The following is an 18,608-nucleotide window of genomic DNA, read 5'->3' as shown; positions in this document are numbered from 1 at the left end:
TTCTACTCCTCGTCCAGGATTGCGGGGACCTTGAAGCGGCCGGCTGCGTTGTCCGGGGCGCCGCTGAGAGCTTCCTCGTTGGTGAGCGTTTCACCGATGACGTCATCGCGGTAGACATTGCTCAGCGGAATGGGGTGGCTGGTTGCGGGAACGTCATCACCGGCAACTTCGCTGACCGTCTTGATGGAGTCGACGATGACGGAGAGCTCGCCGGTCATCCGGTCCAGCTCCTCGCCGGTCATGTCGATGTGGGCAAGCCGTGCCAGATGCGCGACGTCCTCACGGGTGATCTCGGGCATGTTTCTCCAGGATCTCGAGATGGCTGGGTTTCGGGTTCTAGTCTACGGGCGGGAGGTGACAGTCCTGTCCGGTTGCAGCCCAAGCCTGAAGACCCATAGCTGGATGTCTTCGTCGCGCACCCACCAGTCACGGCCTGGCACGCGTTCGAACCCCAAGGATTCGTACAGTCGGTGTGCCCGCACCATGTCGGAGCCACTGGTCAGGCTGACGGCGTCGATGCCGTCCAGGGCGCGCGCGTAGTCAATGATCCACTCGACCATCCGGCGCCCAAACCCACCACGCTGGACGGCGGGATCCACAGCGAGCATGCGGAACTCCAGCTCCCCCGCGAGTGCGATGTCGGTGTAGCGCTGACCCTCGAACGTAATGGCAAAGGAACCGACGACTACGCCGTCCTCCTCCCCTACCCATACCTCGGCGTGTTCGGCCCTGTGCTCGATATCGGAGAGAATCTGCACGTAGGGGTGGTCTGGGTCGCTGAAGTAGCCGGCGTGAATGTAGGCGTCCCGGGTGATCCGGCGGACGTCGTCGTAATCTGCTGCAGTGACGCGACGGATAGTGAAGGGCATAACGCAAGCCTTGTCGTGGAGTGGGCGGATCTGAAGCGGGCGGAAGATCCGCCTATCTATTGTGACGCACCCGGTTCTTATTACCGGGCTTCCTGGATGAAAGCCGAGGCGCCCTCGCCACTGAATTCATTACGGTCAACCGGACGGCCTGAGACGCTTCCGATGTTGGTGAGGCGAGCTAACGGTTTATCCCGTTACCCACAGCCCCTTTCTTTCGAAGATGTCTTCTAATAGAATGAGGTATGAGCCTGACAGCCGCACTCGACGTCCTCCCCGGCGAACGGCTGCGCGCTCTCCCAGCCTTCGGATTCGATGATCCGGCCGGTTGCTCCGAACCTTCGATCAGCGAGCTGAAGCAGCTCCTTGCCGCGTACACCTCGCGTTTGGTGGCCGAGTTCGCGGGAATGGGACAGGATAAACTCGCCGAGCATTTGACCGGGATCGAGGATCTGTCCCGGACGGTCGAGTACCTTCAGCTCGTTGCGGCAACGGCAGTGGATCGCAGCAGCGCCGCAGCGGGCGGCAAGCCCACCGACACCAACAACACCACGACCGACGACGACGGGACCCCCACCGGTGGTGTCGGTTTCGCGTTCGGTTTGTCCGGTCAGTCCGGTGGGCGTTCGGCCTACCGGTGCACCGCCGGATACCTGCAGGACCGGCTACGGATCAGCAGAAGCGAAGCCAACCGCCGGCTCCGCCTCGGCGCGAAACTCATCCCCCGCACCACACTCACCGGAGAACCCCTACCCGCCGCCTGTGCACACCTCGCAGCGGCGGTCTCAGCCGGAGTGGTGTCCGGCAAAGCAGCCACCATGATCAGCAGCGCACTGGACCGCGCACAGTTCACCACCGAACCAGCCGTGCTCAACACGATCGAAGCCCAACTCACCGCCAGCGCCACCCGCTTCGATCCCGATTTCCTCACCAAACTCATCGGCCGCGTCGAAGCACACTTGGACCCCGGCGGACCGGAACCGAGCGAGAAGGAACTCACCGCCCGCCAAGGCGTATTCCTCCGCGGCAAAAAACGCGGCCTCCACCTACTCGACATCGCCGCCACCGATGAACAATACGAATACCTCACCACCATCATGAACACCGCCACCAACCCCCGAACCACCAACCCCGGAGACAGCGGAAGCGACGCCGCGGCAATCGAGACCAGAACCCGCGCCCAGCTGCTCCTGGACGGACTCGTCGGAGCCTGCCAACTAGCCCTGGCCACCGACAAACTCCCGGCCACCGGCGGGCAGCGGCCGCAGGTACTCGTGACCATCGACTACCAAACACTCCTCGGCGACCTCGAAATGAGTACCGGCACCTTCTCCCCCACCGCCGGGGCATCACTCGCCTACACCGGGCCCGTCAACGCCCGCACAGCCCGCAAAATCGCCTGCGACGCCGACATCATCCCGGTCGTCCTCGGCGGACAAGGCGAAATCCTCAACCTCGGCCGCCCACAACGGCTCTTCACAGCCAAACAACGCAAAGCCCTCATCGCCCGAGACCAAGGCTGCGCCTTCCCCACCTGCACCATGCCCGCCCACTGGACCGAAGCCCACCACATCCAACCCTGGTCACACGGCGGAACCACCAGCACCGACAACGGAATACTTCTGTGCAGCCACCACCACCATCTGATCCATCAAAACGAATGGACCATCCAGATACGGGACCGCCTCCCCTCGTTCATCCCACCCCACACCTCGACCCACACCAACAACCCCAACGCAACCACTACTGGACACTCTGCTGAACAATCGCACCCGGCTGGAAAGCAGACGGCCGAGCAATCACGCGGCTGAGCGATCACGCGCGAGTAGCAGAGGAGCAGTCCCCAGACCTGTCGTTTACAGCTATTGCGGCCGGCTGATGCTGCCTGCGACCATGATGACGTGCAGCCTGAACCAGTCTCTCCACCCGATCTCTCAGCAGTCAGCCTCATGTGGAACGCTTATGCCCAAGCACATCCCGAAGCAGTAGCTGCCTCGCCCGAATACACGGTTGATCACTTTGGTGATTCGAAGTGGTTGGCCGACGAGCTCCTGAGCCTGGTCATCGGCGGTCGGAAACGGGCTACCGCGGATCTCGTCGCTGAATTCCTGGCACGCGGTGACGAGCTACCGCGCATCGGTTCCCACTGGGTTGCGTGCGACAGCGAAGGAAACCCCCGCATCATCATCCGCAGCACAGAGCTTCGTATCGGCCCTTTCACCAGTGCTGACGCGGCCTTCGCCGCCGACGAAGGCGAAGACGACGGAACCCTCGCAAGCTGGCAGCACGAACACCGGCGCTACTTCACACGTGTCAGCGCCGCTAGCGGCCGGCATTGGTCAGAGGATGACGAGATTATCTTCGAGCGCTTCGCTGTCACCTGGCCACCGGAACACGCTGACTGACTCCGGTGAAACCCGCTGACTCCCGGCGGACTCCGGCACTCCGGCGATCCAGCGATCCGACGACACGGCGATCCGACGATCCGGCGAAACGGTCCTAAAGAGTCAACTTGTAGACGTGCAACGCAAAAGTGTCGGACAAGAGAAAGTTCCGGGCAGGAACTCGGACAAAGTCCATTGACTCGTACAACTTGTGCTGTCCATCCATGTTCGGTGCGATGGTCAGGACAACCGCCGACACGTCAGGATCCATGCGAGCCCGCTCGATCACGGCCGCCACCAGCGCGTGCCCGATCCCCTTGTGCTGTTCGCCGGGCTCAACTGCGAGCATCCGAAACTCGAGTTCACCGTCATGCGCGACATCGCTGAAATCACCGCCGGCCCTCGTAACAAAAACCGATCCCATAATTTTTCCGGCCGATTCCGCAACCAGTAATGATGACCCGGAGTACCCCTCCTCAATCGCCGCCAGGATGTGGTTGTATGCGTACTCATCGTCGATGTAGCCGGCATCCGAATAGGCGGCCACAGTGATACGCCGGATCTCTGCGAAATCGTTCCTGTCCGCCGACCTGATATTAATGTCCATGGACGCCTCCTCTTGCGTTGGACGAGCGATGATCTGAGTGTGGCAGACCAACGAACCGCGAGCGCCGGACGAATGCAACGATCAGATTAATTTAGCCGGCAGGCGCTCTCCGGTACCGCGTTCCGTCTGGGTTGCGCACGAGAAACCCGAAGTCGACAAGCGCACGCCGAAGAGTCGGGATGTCCCCCGTAACCGTCGCTATCAATAGGTTCACTGCCGGCTCATCCAGCTCCTGATCAAGCGGGAACAAGCGATCGGCAAGGTGCTCCAGCACCGCCAACCGGTCCTCCTGGCCCGCCGGCAATCCATCGAGTCTGCCCTCGTGAAAGAACCGGTCCACTCCCCGTGGCCGCGCACCCGCCGCAGAACCCAGTACGTCCTTGAACATCCCGTCATTGACGGATCCATCGCTCAACAGCAGCGCCGATTCAACGAGCTTCGAAAACTCCCTGGACCGGGCGCTGACGTCCTCACCAAGAATGGCCCGCGCATACGCTTCCCGAAGAGGTTCTGAGGCCAGCGTCGAAAAGACCTTCTGCCAACTGACCGTCATGTCCTGAGCTCCAGACGTTCCGTAACATCAATAACCGACTGCGGACCAGCCACTGTGAAAGCCGAGAAGCGCTCGGCTTCATCCGGCCCGCCATCGAGGACGGACGTAATGCCGGGCCGACGTACGGCCACGCCTGCTTCCTCGGCAATCAGCGCACCGGCCGCCCAGTCATGCTCGTTCAATCCTCGCTCGACATAGGCATCCAGCGTGCCGTCAGCCACCATGCACAAATCCAGAGCAGCCGACCCGATCCGCCGCAGATCACCGTGCCCCGCCAGCAGCTCACCCAGTTCACCCAGCTGCTGGGAACGCTGCCCCGGGTTGTAGGTGAAGCCACTCCCCACCAGCGTGCCCGGCCTGCCTTCAGCCGGACCGTGCAGCTGCCGCACGGCACCCCGTTCACGTACCCATGCTCCCTGCCCGTGCGATGCCCAGTACACCCGGTCCAGCGCAGGCGCATGAACGACGCCCGCCAGCCACACGCCGTCGTTGTCCACGGCTGCTACAGACGTACCGTAGTAGACGATGTTCCGGATGAAATTGGTGGTTCCATCAAGTGGGTCTATGGACCAGCGGACGCCGGAAGATGATCCTTCAGGCACGGTGGTCCCGTACTCCTCGCCGGTGATCGCATCATGCGGACGGGACCGCCAGATCACATCACGGACGGCCCGCTCGGCTGCCGTGTCGAAAGCCGTCACCCAGTCACTGTCCGAACTCTTGTTCTCCGCCTGAAGCTCACCCTCACCGCGCTTCCGCAACACTGCCGCACCCGCTTCAGCGGCCTGCAACGCGACGTGCAGCAGTTCTGCCGGGCTGGCACTGGTATTCATACGCTTCCCTCCTCAAGCAGCTTCCGGAAACCGTCTTCATCCAGGACCGGCAGTCCAAGCTGCTCAGCCTTGTCCAGCTTGGTTCCCGCGTTTTCCCCCGCCACCACGTAACTGGTGTTCTTCGACACCGAACCCGACGCCTTGCCTCCGCGCTGAATGATGGCTTCTTTCGCTTCGTCACGGCTGAAACCCTCTAGAGAACCGGTGACGACGACGGTGAGCCCCTCCAGCGTGCGTGGCATGGACTCATCCACCTCATCCGCCATGCGAACTCCGTCTTCTGCCCACCGGTCGACGATCTCGCAGTGCCAGTCCTCCGCGAACCACTCCTTCAGAGCTGCCGCGATAGTTGGACCGACGCCGTCGACATTGGCAAGTTCCTCTTCGCTGGCACCGCGGATCCGATCCATCGAACCGAATGCCGTGGCCAGTGCCCGCGACGCCGTTGGCCCGACATGGCGGATGGACAGCGCAACCAGCACACGCCACAGCGGCTGCGATTTGGCTTTTTCCAGCTCCGCGAACAGCTTCCGTGTGTTCGCGGTTGGTTCCGAAGGTTTCTTTGCTGTTCCACGCGTATAGAAATAGGGAACGAGTTCCTGGCCGCTGACCACCCCCTTGATCTTTTTGTCCCGAAGGATTCGCACATCGGCGAGCTTTTCGGGGGTCAGCCTGAACAGGTTCGCTTCGGTGGTCAGCGGCGGTTCGTGAGGTTCAGCGGGCTGGGTGAGGGCGATCGCCGCTTCCCAGCCCAGCGCCTCAATGTCGAAGGCACCGCGGCCTGCTACGTGAAAGACCCTCTCCCGCAGCTGGGATGGACAGGACTTTGCGTTGGGACAGCGGATGTCGACGTCGCCCTCTTTTGCAGGTGCCAACGGTGTCCCGCAGGAGGGACACTCGGTAGGCATCACAAACTCGTGGGGCGGCGGATCCTGCTTCGAGCGAAGCGCCACTACCGGACCGACAATTTCCGGAATGACATCGCCGGCCTTACGGAGCACCACGATGTCACCGATGAGCACTCCCTTGGCCTTGACGACCTCCTGGTTGTGCAGTGTGGCCATCTCCACGGTGGAGCCTGCGACCTTCACGGGAACCATCATGCCGTAGGGCGTCACGCGCCCGGTGCGGCCCACATTGACCCGGATATCCAGGAGCTTGGTGTTCACTTCCTCCGGCGGATACTTGTACGCGACAGCCCACCGCGGCACACGGGAGGTGTGTCCGAGGGCCCGCTGCAGGGCGAAGCTGTCTACTTTGACAACAATCCCGTCAATTTCATGCAGCAGATCATGACGGTGCTCGCCATAGTGCTGAATGAAGTCGAGGACCTCCTGATAGGAACCGAGCACCTTGAAGTACGGCGAGACGGGCAGCCCCCACTGCTCAAGCAAGCCGTAAGTTTCCGACTGGCTTTCGGCTTGCAGACCCTCGCGCGCACCGATCCCGTGCACATACATGTCCAGCGGCCGCTGGGCAGTGAGCGCCGGGTCCTTTTGCCGAAGTGAACCTGCCGCTGCATTGCGGGGATTGGCGAACGGTGCCTTGCCTGCTTCAACCATCGACTCGTTGAGCTGGGTGAATTCCTTCGAGGGAAAGAACACCTCGCCCCGGATCTCCACCTCCGCCGGATGCTCGGAGCCCTTGAGCCTGCGCGGGATTGTCTTGATCGTGAGGACATTGTGCGTGATGTCCTCTCCGGTTGCTCCGTCACCGCGGGTTGCTGCCCGGACTAGTTCCCCGTTGCGGTAGAGAAGGTTGACCGCGAGGCCGTCAATTTTCAGCTCGGTCAGCCACGACACGCCGCTTCCCGGACGCTGCGACTCGATACTGGCCTCGGCACGCCGGACCCATGCCTCGAGCTCATCCGTGGAGAATACGTCTTCCAGGCTGTACATCCGTTGCAGATGCTGCACGGGCGAGAAGGCGGCAGACACATCCCCGCCGACCTCCTGTGTAGGGGAATCATTGGAGATCAGCTCCGGGTGCTCTGCCTCGATCTGTTCCAACCGGCGGAACAGTTCATCGAACTCTGCGTCCGAGACCAGCGGCGCATTCTCGTTGTAGTACGCGAAACGGTGACGCCGAACCTCCTCAACCAGGCTGCCGTATTCCTCCTTCAGGGAGTCATCCGGCACCTCGCCGGCGGGCAGCTCGACGTTGGGACCTGCTTCGGAATGCGCATCGGCGTGTTGGTTCACTGTGGCCACGCTTCCTATCTTGCCCCAGACCTCCGACACTTGCCCGCGTTGAAGGATGGGTCAACGCAAACGGCCCGCAGCCGAAGCCGCGGGCCGTTCAGCCGTCCGAAAGAACCTACGCGTTGGAGGTTGCTTCCTGATCCTGGCGGTTGCGCTGTACGGTTGCGCTGACTTCCTGCAGCTGGGCTGCAATCTGGGTCAGCTGCGCGCGGTGGGTTTCCCACTCGCCGCGGAAGCGCTCGGAATCCGGGCCAACCCAGGCTGTGTTGCCAAGCTGCTGCGTCAGCTGGTTGGCGGTCTGGTTCAGTTCTTCGGACTTCTGGGTAAGCAGCTGTGCCAGCTGTCCCATCTGCTCCGGGTTGTTACCGTGTGTAACGTTGCTCATTGTCCCCACCTTTCGTCTGTGGCGGTCCGGCATTTCCGGAACCGCCTGCCCAAGCCGGGATATCCCTCGCGGGCTCCCCTGCTGAGCGACCAACTACAACCTATCCAAGCCCGCTTGCCGGTGTCGATGGGGACCGCTCCCCAAGCAGCACTCCCCACGTACGGGCTGGATCGGCGTGTCAGTCCAGGCCGCCCATGGTTGTAGCGACCTGTAGCTTGTAGGCCTTTCCACGGCCGATCACGTACCCGCGGCCCGGAATGAAGCGGTTTCCGGCCGTCCGTCCGAGCGACGTGTTCAGGAGCGTGTCGCCGTCGAGCTCGTTCGGGTTGAGCAGAAGCCCCCGCCTGCCCGACTTGAACGGACCGGACAGGTTCCAGGCGCTGGACCAGGTTGAGGTCTCAGCCTCCCCGACCACCCATTGCCCGGCTTTCACTGCAGCCTTCACCAGCGAGCCCAGCTCGAGTTCCGCCAGCGAATCGCTGAACTCCGTCAGTCCCTCGATAAAGAACGCCACCGATCCTTCGGCGCCGTCCGCCAAGGTTGCGAGCCGCGCTAGCTCCGGCTGTACCAGTGCCGCCGTTACATGGGCCTCGTCCCACAGCCCGAGCGACGCCACCGTCGATCGCCGCGCACCGAGGTAGATCCGCCTGACATTCGGCGACGACTTCTGCAGCGCCGCTGCCAGCGTCACGAGCGCGACGGTCCGCCCGGACCCAGGCGGGCCGGACACCATGAAGGCCCCGGTTGCAGCAACGGCTGCAGGCTCGAGGTTGAAGTCGTCGACGCCGATCACTGCTGAACCCGCCTGCGCCTCCGGCAGCACGTCCAGATCGATCGACTCCGGCAGGCTGAGCACGCCGGGCGCCTGCGGAACGCCCTGGCGCAGCATGGCATCACGCATGCGTTCGACCTCGCGAGCCTGGAGTTCCAGGTTGGCGTTGCCGCCGAAGACGGCGAGCTGCACCTCCAGCCCGTCGAGCAGCCCGCGCCCGGGTGGAGACGAGCTCGAAAGTACGTCGCGCGGCACCCCGAGGGTCGAGTAGTCGTCCTTGCCTGCCATCCGCAGGATGATCCGGCGGCTGATCGATGACGCCAACGACGGCGGCAGTGAATTGGTGCGTTCACCGGTCACGACAATGTGCACACCCAGGGGACGGCCATCGGTCGCGATCTGCTGGAACAGTTCGAAGTGGCGCTCCCGCCCCTTGAACTCGTAGGTCTCCCGGAAGGTGGTGATGCCGTCGACCAGGAGCAGGATTCTCGGTTCGTCCGGCCGGCCAGCCAGCCTCCGGTACTCGGAGATACTTCCGGCCCGCACCTCGGCGAACCGGTCTGCACGCTCGGTGATGATTCCGCGCAGGTACCGGAGCAGCCTGCCGATCCGCTCGGAATCATCCCCGTCAAGGATCGCGCCCACGTGGGGCAACTGACCGAGCATCTGCAGCCCATTGGACGCGCAGTCAATGCCGTACACCTGCACCGGACCACCCCGCACCGTCACAGCACACCCGATGGCGAGTGTCCGCAGGGCGGTGGACTTGCCGGACCCACCGGATCCAAGGATCGCCAAATTCCCGTCGACATCCGGCTGGTAGAAGACCGTGGGCTGCTCCTGGTGCTCCGGATCATCAGTGACGCCAAGCAGCAGCGATTCATCGGTACGCGGGTTGGGCAGCTTCGAGAAGTCGTATGCCTCGGCCAGTTCGGCCAGCCAGGGCTTGCGCGGCGGTTTGATGCCAAGCTCCAGCGCCGCCTGGGAAACATTGCCCACGATCCGCGCGATGTCATTCGGCCCACCCGGCTCGGAGACAACCTCATCAGCTGCAGACTCCCACCTCGTGCCTGAGCCGAAATTCATCTCGACCACGTCGATGCGCGGACGCGCAGGCGCACGCGTGGTCCAGCCCCCCGCATAGCCCGTCTGGAAGCTCTGGATGCGGCCGGGCCCCGTCTTGGCAGCACCACGGCCCGGAATGGTGGGGCTGAAGTAGGCAGCCATCGGCGTCCCGAGGATGTCCTGTGAATCATCCGTGTCAGCCATCCGCAAAGCAATCCGGAGGTTGGTGTTGGCGCGCAGGTTGTCCTTGATGACACCGGACGGCCGTTGCGTTGCCAGGATCAGGTGCAGGCCGAGTGACCGACCGCGCGCCGCTATATCGACCACCCCGTCGACAAACTCCGGCACTTCGCGGGCGAGCGCCGCGAATTCGTCCACAACGATGACAAGGGAGGGCGGCGTCTCCGGATCCGCATCCCGCTCCATGGCCAACAGGTCCTTGGCCTTCTTGCGGTTGAACAGGTGTTCCCGGTAGTGCAGCTCGGCCCGCAGCGAGGTCAGCGCCCGCCGCACCAGGTGCGGCGACAGGTCCGTGACCAGCCCTACCGTGTGCGGCAACTTCACGCAGTCGGCGAACGCCGCTCCACCCTTGTAGTCGACAAACAGGAACGTGAGCCGGTCAGGACTGTACGCAGCGGCCATGCCGAGCACCCAGGACTGCAGGAACTCGGACTTGCCGGCGCCGGTGGTTCCCCCGACCAGTGCGTGCGGGCCCTCGGTCTTGAGGTCCAGGTACATCGGCTCGACGCCCTTCGAACCCACCAGTGCACGAAGCGATCCCTGGTGCTTCCGGTTGGGCAGCGCACGGGACGCCACCGAGTTATTCTCCGTCCAGCGGTCGGCGACCGCCGTCGTCGCCTCCACCAGTTCATTCCCCGCCAACGTCACGTAGGAGACTGCACGCGGAAGATCCGAATCATCCTCCACAGGCTTGCCGACGTCGACGACGGGAGTCAGCATCCGCGCCAGCTGCCCTGCCAGCTCAAGATCCACGCTTTCGCAGCTGACCGGCGTCGACAGTTCACCCAACCGCACCTGGCCGCTGACATTCGCCGCGTCGCCGTCGACAAAGAGGAAGTCGCGGCAGGCCGCCGGCAGCGCCGCAACCGTCCCGGCAACCCACACAACATGGACGCCGACGTCCGCTCCTGCCTCGGCAACTCTGGTCAGGCGGGCGCGGTCAACCGTGACATCGTCCTCCACGACCACGAGGACCGACGGCGTGACCGGCACAGGCTGTTCCACTTCCTTCGTGGGGTCCAACCGCCCGCGAAGCGCGACCCCCGAGCGTTCGGCAGCGCGGACCGAGACGAGGTCCTCCAGCCGGGACAACAGCAGTCCCGCCGCGGCCGGTCCGGCCGCCAGATGGTCACCGGTCAACGGGCTGTGGACTGAGCCGGTGTGCGGGAGCCACTGCAGCCAACCCCACCGTTCCTTCGACTGCACCGAGGTCAACGCAACAACGGTCAGCTCGGCCGGTGAATGCAGCCCGATCGCCTGGATGACCAGTCCGCGTGCTACGTCGTCAACGATCCCGCGTGCCCCAGCGACGCCCAGTGCGCCGGACAGACGGAGATTCGCCACGATGGGTACGTCGTCAATGTAGGCGTACTCCTCTGCGGCGTCGCGGATCTCCTCGGAGAACTCGGGCAGTGTGTCTGAGCCGGCAGGTTCAGACAGCTCGATCCGGGACGGTGCACGGCCGGTACCGAACCGCAGGCTCAGGAAGAAGTCGTGCTCCGGGCGGTGCGTCCACAGCAGTGGGCCCAGTTTGTAGACGGCGTCGACCGTGTCCGCCACCGAGGGCGCCTCGGCATGCCGGACGGCACGCTCTACTTTCCGTGTCCTTTCGATGTCGCTGCGGAAGAACGCCATCGAGTCGCGGAACTGCGCCACAGCCTCCCGGAAGGTCCGCTTGGCGTTGATCCGCTGGTCGAGGTAGCTGCCCACCAGGATCATCGGCATCATGAGAATGAAAATCAGGCTGAACGGGCTGCGTGTAATGGAGAACATGATGGCGCCCAGCAGGATCGGCGCAATGAGCAGCAGGTAGGGGAAGCGCATGGGATTCGGCCGCCTCGGGCCCGCCGGAATCTGCTTGGGCTTTTCGACGAAGGCCGGTACAACGCGCGGCGAGCGGTTGAACTCTATGAGCGGGTTGGTGGGATCGGCGGAGTAGGCGCGGGTCAGCGGCACCACTGCAAGGGTGGTGTCTCCCAGCGTGATCTCATCCGCGCTGGTCAGGGTTGTCCGCTCCACCCTCGTGCCGCCCATGAGGAGGCCGTTCGCGGAGTTCGTGTCAATGATTTCAATGCCGTCGGCCACGTTGATCCGCGCGTGCCGCTTGGACATCATCGGATCGGCGAAGCGGATATCGCAGTTGCGGTCCCGGCCCAGGTAGCTGGCGCCGGCCGGCAGCGAAAATTCCTTGCCGGCGTCGGGCCCTGACAGAACCCGTAGCGTGGCGACCGCCGGCCCCCGGTCCTGTCCCGGCACGTTGAACTGGTCGCTGACCCGGCTGATAGTCACGGCGGAGCCGGGCCGCAGACCCGATTCAAACAGGCTGACGTCGGGATTGAGCGTTCGGCCGCGCATGCCGCCGGCAACGTAGGACTCCTCGACTGTCAGGGACAACTGACCAGGAGGTTCAGCCCCCGCACGCGCCGGATCAGCCACATACAGCTCGCGGGCAACATCGCTTACGGTAGCGAGCCCGTCCACGGTGACAGCGAGATCCTTCGCGGGGTCAGGATCACGCCGCAGGGTGAGGCGCAGCAACATGTCAGGAACACTCCGGGTGGTTGAGGTGGACGTCAGGACGGAACGGCGCGGACAGCTCAGTCCTCATCCGCCTTGCCCTTCATGGTTTCGAGCAGATCGAGGTCCTCGGGCGTGACCAGGTGCGAGGTCACGGCATGTTCCACCAGCCGGGCGCGCCGGTTGGTGGCGAGCTTGCCGCCGCCGCCGCGCAGGCCCACGACTCCCACCCGGTCCAGTTTGTCGCACACGTTGTCCAGCTTGCGGTTGAACTTGGTCAGCGCCCAGCCCAACCGTTGCGCAGCCGCCGCAGAGGATGGAATGGAACTGAACCCGGTCCCTTCACGGCGCAGCATCGGTTCAGCGAGCGCTACGATCAGCGCACGCTGCGAATCGGTGAAGCGAACCGGGCCGATCGTCGTTGTCCCGGAGCCGTCGTCGACCTGGCGCTCCTGGCGGAAGGCGGGGGTCTTGAGGTGCACGTCGAACTCGTAGGTAGTGGGGCCGGCCGTGAAGACAACGCGGGTCTGCCCGAAGACCAGCGGAATCCTGGCACCGGGCGCAACCCACGCCTGCATTCCGCCGGTGGTGTCCGCAACGGTGGCCGAGAGCATGGTGCCCACGTTATTGAGCCACCAGATTCCGTTCTGATGGGCAATCTGGAGGAACTTGCGGTGTAGGTACGGATTGTCGTCCACCTCAAGATCGCCTTCGCGACCGATGTTGAACGGCTCTCCGTCCTTCGGCTCATGCCACTCACCGCAATAATCTATTGCCAGTTCCCCCACGGGTATTCCCTTCAACTCACTCAGGCCAGCAGGCGCGTTCGGGCTCGGAAGCAGTTCCGTTTGCCCGCACTATCTGTATATCAGCGCAGGTGCGTCCGTCCGGATTGGCCGCGACGGGCGCCTCGGTCTGCACTGTGCGGTCCCAGTCCCCCTCCTCGGTGACGGTCACGGTCCGGAAGCGGTACACGTCACCTTCCTGCGGATCGGGATTGGTCCAGGTGAAGACAACAGTGTTGCCGGACTCCCCTGCGGTGATACCCGTGGGCGCCGGCACAACGCCCTCAACACCGGCCAGCGCGTCCGGCGGCGGCTGGGTGGGCGGTGCCACGGTCGGTTGGTCTTCCGGTTGCCCGTTCACGATGGCGAATACCCCGATTCCGACGCCGGCCAGCAGCACCAGCCCCAGCAGGATGCCCACCAGTGGGCTGCGCTTGCGACGGACAGGTTCGGCGTCGGCTGGAGCGGCTTCCAGCCCCGTACCCACGGGCCTGCCGAGCGTCGTATCCAGACGGACGGAGTCGCCCTGCGGCTCACCCCCACGGAGGATGGTGCGGTCCCGCCACGCGTGGTCTTCGGTTGCGCTATTGTCTGCCGCGTCCTCCGCTGCTGGAGGTTGGTCGACCCTGGAGGACATGGACGACGACGGCGCGGAGTAGGTGGGCACGGAACCGTGCGAAGGGCGACTGGGCGCGGTGGGTGACGCCGTCGGGAAGGTGGGTGAAAAGGTGGAAGACTCCGGGTCGATGGAGACGACCTTGCGCACGCGGGTGGCTTCGGCGCCGTCGTCGTTCTGATACACGTGTTCGGTGTCATCCAGAACTTCAAACGGGGTGACCGAGATGCCCAGTTCCGTCTGGATCCGCTGCAACGAAAGCGCAAAGGAGTGTGCCGAGCTGTAGCGGGCGGCCGGGTTCTTGGCCATCGCTGTTGCCAGCGCAAGCTCCAGGGATTGCGGCACATCATCCCTGCCGATCGGGGCAAGCGGCATTGACCCGATGCGGTCCATCAACTGGCTCTGCGAATTGTCCAGGCCCGGGAACACGAAGGGCGAGCGGCCGGCAAGAAGCGTGTAGAGGGTGGCTCCGAGGGACCAGACGTCCATCCGGATCCCGTCCACGCTGCCGCCCTCGAATGCTTCCGGCGGGGACCAGGGGATGGACATGCCGAGGTCCTCATCGGCGCCGCCGTCCGTGGTGCCGGAGATGCCGAAGTCCGTGAGCGCAGGGCGGTTGTATTCGGTGACCAGGATATTTGCCGGTTTGATGTCGCGGTGCACGATGCCGGCGCGGTGGGCAGACTCGACGGCTGAAGCGACCTGAATGCCGATCGTCAGTGTTTCGGCCAGCGAGAGCCGCCCCTTGCGGTACCGCACGTCCAGGCTCGGGCGCGAGCAGTACTCCATCGCGAGGTAGGAGTGCCCGTCGTCGGTGATGTTCGCTTCGTAGATCGTGACGATATACGGGTGCGTGGAGAGCTGGGCCATGAGGTTGGCCTCGGACTCGAACGCCTTGCGGGCGCCTTCGGTCAGCAGACCGGACACCAGGACCTTGACGGCTACGCGACGGCGCGGACGGTCCTGCTCGTACAGGTACACGTCGGAGAAACCACCCGATCCGAGCAGGCTGACGTAGCGGTAGCCCGGGATGTGCGGCGGTGGTGCGGCGGCGCGCCGTGAAGTCATCGCAGGCCCTCGAAGCGCAGGAAGATGTCGTCACCGAGCTGGGCGACATCACCATCAAGGAGGAACGCGGTCTCCGATTCGCCCAGGCGGCGTGGCGGCTGGCCCGCGCGAATCAGCACCGTGCCGTTGGTGGCCTTGAGATCGCACAGCAGGACGTGCCAGCCGTCGAGCCGCACCTCGACGTGTGAGCGCGAAATATCCCCGCCGGCGCTGGTGACCTGCACCAGCTTCGGCATACCACGGCCCTGAACCCGTGAGACGGACGGCTGCCGGCCAATGATCAGCGACTGGTCCAGTTCCACCACCTCACCGGTTGAAATGCGCATGGTGCCAAGACTTGGCCGGCGGACCTCACGCGGTTCGCTGTCAAGGGGCTGGGAACAGACTTTGCAGTCCGATGCTTCCGGCGGATTGGCGTGACCCTGCCCGCACAGCCTCGCCAGCACCAAAGGTCCGGTACCGGGACGCGGCTCAGCTGCCGGTTGGGCAGGCTGCTGCGATGGTTGGACCTGCAGGTCGCTGCGCATGATCGTCTGGCCATCGTGATCTTCGGCGTCGGGGAGGTCGCGGGGCTGCTTCGGTGCGGGGGCGTCAGGCGTGATCGACGTGTCAGGCGTGATTGGGGTTGCGGACTTGTTTAAGGTTGCGGGCCCTGTTGCCGTTCCGCCGGTCCCGGCACTCTTGCGTGCCCACGGTACGGAGTCGATCAGCTGCCCGGGTGCAGTCAGCGGTATCGGCGACGCATCGGCCGGCGGCGTGGACGGCTCCGGCTGTGGCTTTGACAGCTCTGATAGCTCTGATAGCTCTGACTGCTCTGACAGCTCTGACAGCTCCGCCTGCTGTGGTCGTTCCGACGGCCGTGACGGTTGTTCCGGCACCTGAGCAACGTCCTCCTGAACGTCTACCTCGTTCGACGGGTTAGCTTCCTCAGGTGGACGCACCGCAGCGTCCTCCACGCGCCGCATGACAGTTTGGTCCCACAGGTGGTCGTAGCCGGTGGTCTGGAGCTCGGGATCCGGTTCGGCCTGCTGGTTCTGGTCCTCACCGATGCTGTCCGCACCGTCCGCCGCACGTTGGCCGTCTTCATCGACGCCGTCAGTGGAGCTCAGATAAAGGCTCGGGTTGATTGTGGCGAGTTCCTCAGCCTCAGCAGCACCCGTCACAGCGCGTTCGGGATCAGCGGGTTCGGGCTCGGCGCGCACGGGATCAGCCGGCCCGACCGGCCCAAAAGACTTAACGGAGACGACAGACGCCCGGACAATTCCTGACTCAAGCGGCAGGGTAGCAGTGTCCCCGCCTGCCCCGGAATAACCGCCTGGGCCAATAGAACCGGCTGCGTCGACAGAGCCGCCGCTCAGCGTGAAGCCGTTTCCGCCGCCGTCGACGATTCGCTCCACCCACGTGGTCACCTGTTGCCCGGACAACTCAACCTGCGCGCCGCCGTCGTCGGTGTCGACACTCAGGTGAACATCGCCTCGAAGCAGTACATGGAGCCGGTCCGTGTGGGACACCACACCGAACGGAGGCATGGATTCGAGCCCCTGCCCAAAACCACCCGCGACGATCGGCAGCACAGCCTGCAAATTGGGGTTCTCCCCCAGTTGGTTCCAGAGCCGGTCGGTCAGCTCAGGTGCGGTGGCAGCAGGGACCAGCACTACGACGCCGGAACGCACCACACTGAGCCACCCCTCCCCTGGAAGGTAACGGACTGCGCTCACGAACGCTCCACCTCGGCGTTGGAAGCATCAGCGTCCGGAGCACCCGGACCATTCGGACCATCCGCAGCAGCGGTATCGGCACCGATCATGCGTGGCGCTGTGGTGTGGAGCTCGGCATCGGGGTCGATCCCGTGGGCGTCGATCACCACCACGGTCACGTTGTCGCGGGCACCATTGCGGAGAGTCTCCTGCACCAGCGCGTCAGCAGCCTGCTGCGGATCGGCCGTGGAACTGAGGAGAGTGTAGATGCGATCGTCGGAGACCTCGGTGCTCAGTCCATCCGAGCAGATGAGGATCCTGTCGTCCTCTTCCACCGGCATGAGCCAGTAGTCGGCCTCGGAATCGTCACCCGTTCCCAGCGCACGGGTGATGACATGCCGTCTGGGGTGGCCAACGGCCTGCTCCTGCGTGATGTGGCCGCGGTCCACCAGCTCCTGCACCTCGGAATGATCAACGGAAATCTGCCCGAACCGGCCCTGACACAACCGGTAGGTGCGTGAATCGCCCACATTGAAGAAGAGCCAGTAGGGCATCCCGGACTCTTCCACCAGGACGACGCCGGACAGCGTAGTGCCCGCCCGGCCTCCCGTCTCTGAGCGGATGTGCTCATCAGCAGTGCGCAGCAATTCCTCGAGATCCGCCGCTGAAAAGTGCGGGGCATGCTCGCCGATGATGCTGCTCTCCGCCAGGGTCCGCACGCAGATTCCTGAAGCGACCTCCCCTGCCTCGTGCCCGCCCATGCCGTCCGCCACCGCGAAGATCGGCTCGGACGCAATCAGGGAGTCTTCGTTCAATTGGCGCTTGAGGCCGCGGTCGGTCGCGTACCCGACGGTGAGTTCGATGTTCCGGTCCTTCATCTGTTCGAAATTGCTCATGCCTGTTCCACCCTGAAGCTGCGGTCGCCGAAGTACACAGTGGAACCGGGTGGCGCCCACGAAGGCTGGCCTCCCGGCAGCGGAGTACGTTCACCGTCCGCACCGCCCACGGCACTGCCGTTGGTTGAATGACGATCGGTCACCCACAGCCTGCCCGCGTCGACGCGCAGGTGAAGGTGGGTTTTCGAGACTGAGCGCCCCTCGTCCTTCACGGGGATCAGCTGTGCCGGCTCGTTGTCCTTCCCTGCAGGGTTGCGGCCGATCAGCGCCACGGATTCCAGCACCAGGTCGCGGCCGTCGTCGAGCAGGATACGCACAGCTTTACGGCCGGCCGGCTCAGCGTACGTTTTCACCGGCGCGGACCCCCGGGACATGACCGTCTCTCCGGCTTCCTCATCGGGGTGCAGGGTGCCGAAGTCAGGAAGCGGGGCCGTCCTGCCCGTTGGAACCTTCTCTGGCTGGAAGAGCACCGGTTCTGCTGTGCGCGCCACCGGTTCAGGCCGGGCAACGACCGGCGACTGGATGGGCTGGACGGCAGGCGGAACCGGTTGCGGAGCGAACGACGACGGCCCGTTGATTCCTCCGGTCAGCAGCGGATTGCGGCCGCGCCGGACATCGAACACAAACGTTCGCGCGGCTTTGTCATACCAGCCCTGACGCTTCCCGTGGGGGTCGAACAGGTTGGAGATCATGACGATCACGAAGCCAAGCACCGGAATGATCCCCGAGAGCGCGATGATGAGGTTGCGCAGAAAGACAGCCAGCCAGCCGGGCGCGAAGCCCTCCTCGTCGGTGGTCCGCAGGCCGAACATCAGGTTGCCAGGGGTCTTGCCGGTTTTCGCTTCCCAGCCCCAGAGGAAGATCCAGTAGCCAAGCGCCAGCAGGCTGCCTGCACCCATCACAACGAAAAACATGGACAGATCGACGACGGCGGAACTCGCCGACACCTGCTCGTAGCCAATCAGTGGCATACCGACCACGGCGGCCAGTCCGCTGATCAGCGCAGGCGGAATACCGTCAACCAGCTTTGCTCCGAGCCGCTTGCCTGCCGAACCGTTCTCAAGGTTGAGCTGAGCCATGGTGCCCCGCGTTCCTCCCTCACCGTTCATCCGGGCATCAGGAT

General features: G+C 64.2%; 15 protein-coding genes. 2 read left to right on the top strand and 13 right to left on the bottom strand.

The genetic code is table 11. The features are described 5' to 3' along the window. Positions 1-2 precede the first annotated feature (2 nt). Complete coding sequence (gatC, locus tag AC1MBU_RS07825; RefSeq protein ID WP_277358311.1) at positions 3-299, bottom strand: Asp-tRNA(Asn)/Glu-tRNA(Gln) amidotransferase subunit GatC; 297 nt, start codon at positions 297-299, stop codon at positions 3-5. 42 nt (positions 300-341) lie between these two features. Then, positions 342-869, bottom strand: coding sequence for a GNAT family N-acetyltransferase (locus AC1MBU_RS07820; protein WP_277358310.1), 528 nt, complete (start codon positions 867-869; stop codon positions 342-344). 242 nt (positions 870-1,111) lie between these two features. Here AC1MBU_RS07820 and AC1MBU_RS07815 point away from each other — a divergent pair, with 242 nt between their 5' ends. Together AC1MBU_RS07815 and AC1MBU_RS07810 are read left to right on the top strand one after the other, a co-directional pair. Next, positions 1,112-2,677, top strand: coding sequence for an HNH endonuclease signature motif containing protein (locus AC1MBU_RS07815; protein ID WP_479789682.1), 1,566 nt, complete (start codon positions 1,112-1,114; stop codon positions 2,675-2,677). Positions 2,678-2,815: 138 nt separating this feature from the next. After that, a complete protein-coding gene (locus AC1MBU_RS07810) occupies positions 2,816-3,271 on the top strand; it encodes an ASCH domain-containing protein (RefSeq protein ID WP_479789742.1) in 456 nt (151 codons plus the stop codon). A gap of 94 nt (positions 3,272-3,365) precedes the next feature. Here AC1MBU_RS07810 and AC1MBU_RS07805 read toward each other — a convergent pair whose 3' ends face one another. The 11 genes from AC1MBU_RS07805 to AC1MBU_RS07755 all read right to left on the bottom strand — a co-directional run bounded on the left by AC1MBU_RS07805 (position 3,366) and on the right by AC1MBU_RS07755 (position 18,564). Further along, a complete protein-coding gene (locus tag AC1MBU_RS07805; RefSeq protein WP_346028834.1) occupies positions 3,366-3,857 on the bottom strand; it encodes a GNAT family N-acetyltransferase in 492 nt (163 codons plus the stop codon). Positions 3,858-3,948: 91 nt separating this feature from the next. Next, complete coding sequence (locus AC1MBU_RS07800) at positions 3,949-4,410, bottom strand: DUF2087 domain-containing protein (protein ID WP_479789681.1); 462 nt, start codon at positions 4,408-4,410, stop codon at positions 3,949-3,951. Further along, a complete protein-coding gene (locus AC1MBU_RS07795; protein ID WP_346028832.1) occupies positions 4,407-5,243 on the bottom strand; it encodes an inositol monophosphatase family protein in 837 nt (278 codons plus the stop codon). The genes AC1MBU_RS07800 and AC1MBU_RS07795 overlap by 4 nt, the downstream gene beginning before the upstream one ends. Further along, positions 5,240-7,381 (bottom strand): NAD-dependent DNA ligase LigA, encoded by a 2,142-nt coding sequence (ligA, locus tag AC1MBU_RS07790; RefSeq protein WP_277358327.1) that lies wholly within the window; start codon positions 7,379-7,381, stop codon positions 5,240-5,242. The genes AC1MBU_RS07795 and ligA overlap by 4 nt, the downstream gene beginning before the upstream one ends. 178 nt (positions 7,382-7,559) lie before the next feature. Continuing rightward, positions 7,560-7,829, bottom strand: a complete 270-nt coding sequence (locus tag AC1MBU_RS07785) for a WXG100 family type VII secretion target (protein ID WP_026544706.1) — start codon at positions 7,827-7,829, stop codon at positions 7,560-7,562. 178 nt (positions 7,830-8,007) lie between these two features. Continuing rightward, a complete protein-coding gene (locus tag AC1MBU_RS07780) occupies positions 8,008-12,447 on the bottom strand; it encodes an FtsK/SpoIIIE domain-containing protein (protein ID WP_479789680.1) in 4,440 nt (1,479 codons plus the stop codon). Between the two features lie 56 nt (positions 12,448-12,503). Next, positions 12,504-13,211 carry a flagellar basal body rod protein FlgC gene (locus tag AC1MBU_RS07775; RefSeq protein ID WP_056548635.1) on the bottom strand — a complete coding sequence of 236 codons (708 nt, stop codon included), beginning with the start codon at positions 13,209-13,211 and terminating at the stop codon, positions 12,504-12,506. Between the two features lie 16 nt (positions 13,212-13,227). Beyond that, complete coding sequence (locus AC1MBU_RS07770; RefSeq protein ID WP_277358305.1) at positions 13,228-14,892, bottom strand: serine/threonine-protein kinase; 1,665 nt, start codon at positions 14,890-14,892, stop codon at positions 13,228-13,230. Then, a complete protein-coding gene (locus AC1MBU_RS07765) occupies positions 14,889-16,610 on the bottom strand; it encodes an FHA domain-containing protein (RefSeq protein WP_479789679.1) in 1,722 nt (573 codons plus the stop codon). Before AC1MBU_RS07765 ends, AC1MBU_RS07770 begins: the two co-directional genes overlap by 4 nt. Next, entirely contained in the window at positions 16,607-17,485 is an 879-nt protein-coding gene (locus AC1MBU_RS07760; RefSeq protein ID WP_277358303.1) for a PP2C family protein-serine/threonine phosphatase, read from the bottom strand. The genes AC1MBU_RS07765 and AC1MBU_RS07760 overlap by 4 nt, the downstream gene beginning before the upstream one ends. After that, entirely contained in the window at positions 17,482-18,564 is a 1,083-nt protein-coding gene (locus AC1MBU_RS07755; protein WP_479789678.1) for an RDD family protein, read from the bottom strand. Before AC1MBU_RS07755 ends, AC1MBU_RS07760 begins: the two co-directional genes overlap by 4 nt. Positions 18,565-18,608: the final 44 nt, after the last annotated feature.

It is taken from the genome of Arthrobacter sp. PTI12 (assembly GCF_056679915.1).
The sequence above is the reverse complement of the archived record's forward strand: the minus strand, read 5'-3'. Positions and strand labels throughout refer to the sequence as shown.

Coding starts and splice junctions, on each gene's coding strand:
- gatC (WP_277358311.1), bottom strand. CDS start 299: ATGCCCGAGATCACCCGTGAGGACGTCGCGCATCTGGCACGGCTTGCC.
- AC1MBU_RS07820 (WP_277358310.1), bottom strand. CDS start 869: ATGCCCTTCACTATCCGTCGCGTCACTGCAGCAGATTACGACGACGTC.
- AC1MBU_RS07815 (WP_479789682.1), top strand. CDS start 1,112: ATGAGCCTGACAGCCGCACTCGACGTCCTCCCCGGCGAACGGCTGCGC.
- AC1MBU_RS07810 (WP_479789742.1), top strand. CDS start 2,816: ATGTGGAACGCTTATGCCCAAGCACATCCCGAAGCAGTAGCTGCCTCG.
- AC1MBU_RS07805 (WP_346028834.1), bottom strand. CDS start 3,857: ATGGACATTAATATCAGGTCGGCGGACAGGAACGATTTCGCAGAGATC.
- AC1MBU_RS07800 (WP_479789681.1), bottom strand. CDS start 4,410: ATGACGGTCAGTTGGCAGAAGGTCTTTTCGACGCTGGCCTCAGAACCT.
- AC1MBU_RS07795 (WP_346028832.1), bottom strand. CDS start 5,243: ATGAATACCAGTGCCAGCCCGGCAGAACTGCTGCACGTCGCGTTGCAG.
- AC1MBU_RS07785 (WP_026544706.1), bottom strand. CDS start 7,829: ATGAGCAACGTTACACACGGTAACAACCCGGAGCAGATGGGACAGCTG.
- AC1MBU_RS07780 (WP_479789680.1), bottom strand. CDS start 12,447: ATGTTGCTGCGCCTCACCCTGCGGCGTGATCCTGACCCCGCGAAGGAT.
- AC1MBU_RS07770 (WP_277358305.1), bottom strand. CDS start 14,892: ATGACTTCACGGCGCGCCGCCGCACCACCGCCGCACATCCCGGGCTAC.
- AC1MBU_RS07760 (WP_277358303.1), bottom strand. CDS start 17,485: ATGAGCAATTTCGAACAGATGAAGGACCGGAACATCGAACTCACCGTC.
- AC1MBU_RS07755 (WP_479789678.1), bottom strand. CDS start 18,564: ATGGCTCAGCTCAACCTTGAGAACGGTTCGGCAGGCAAGCGGCTCGGA.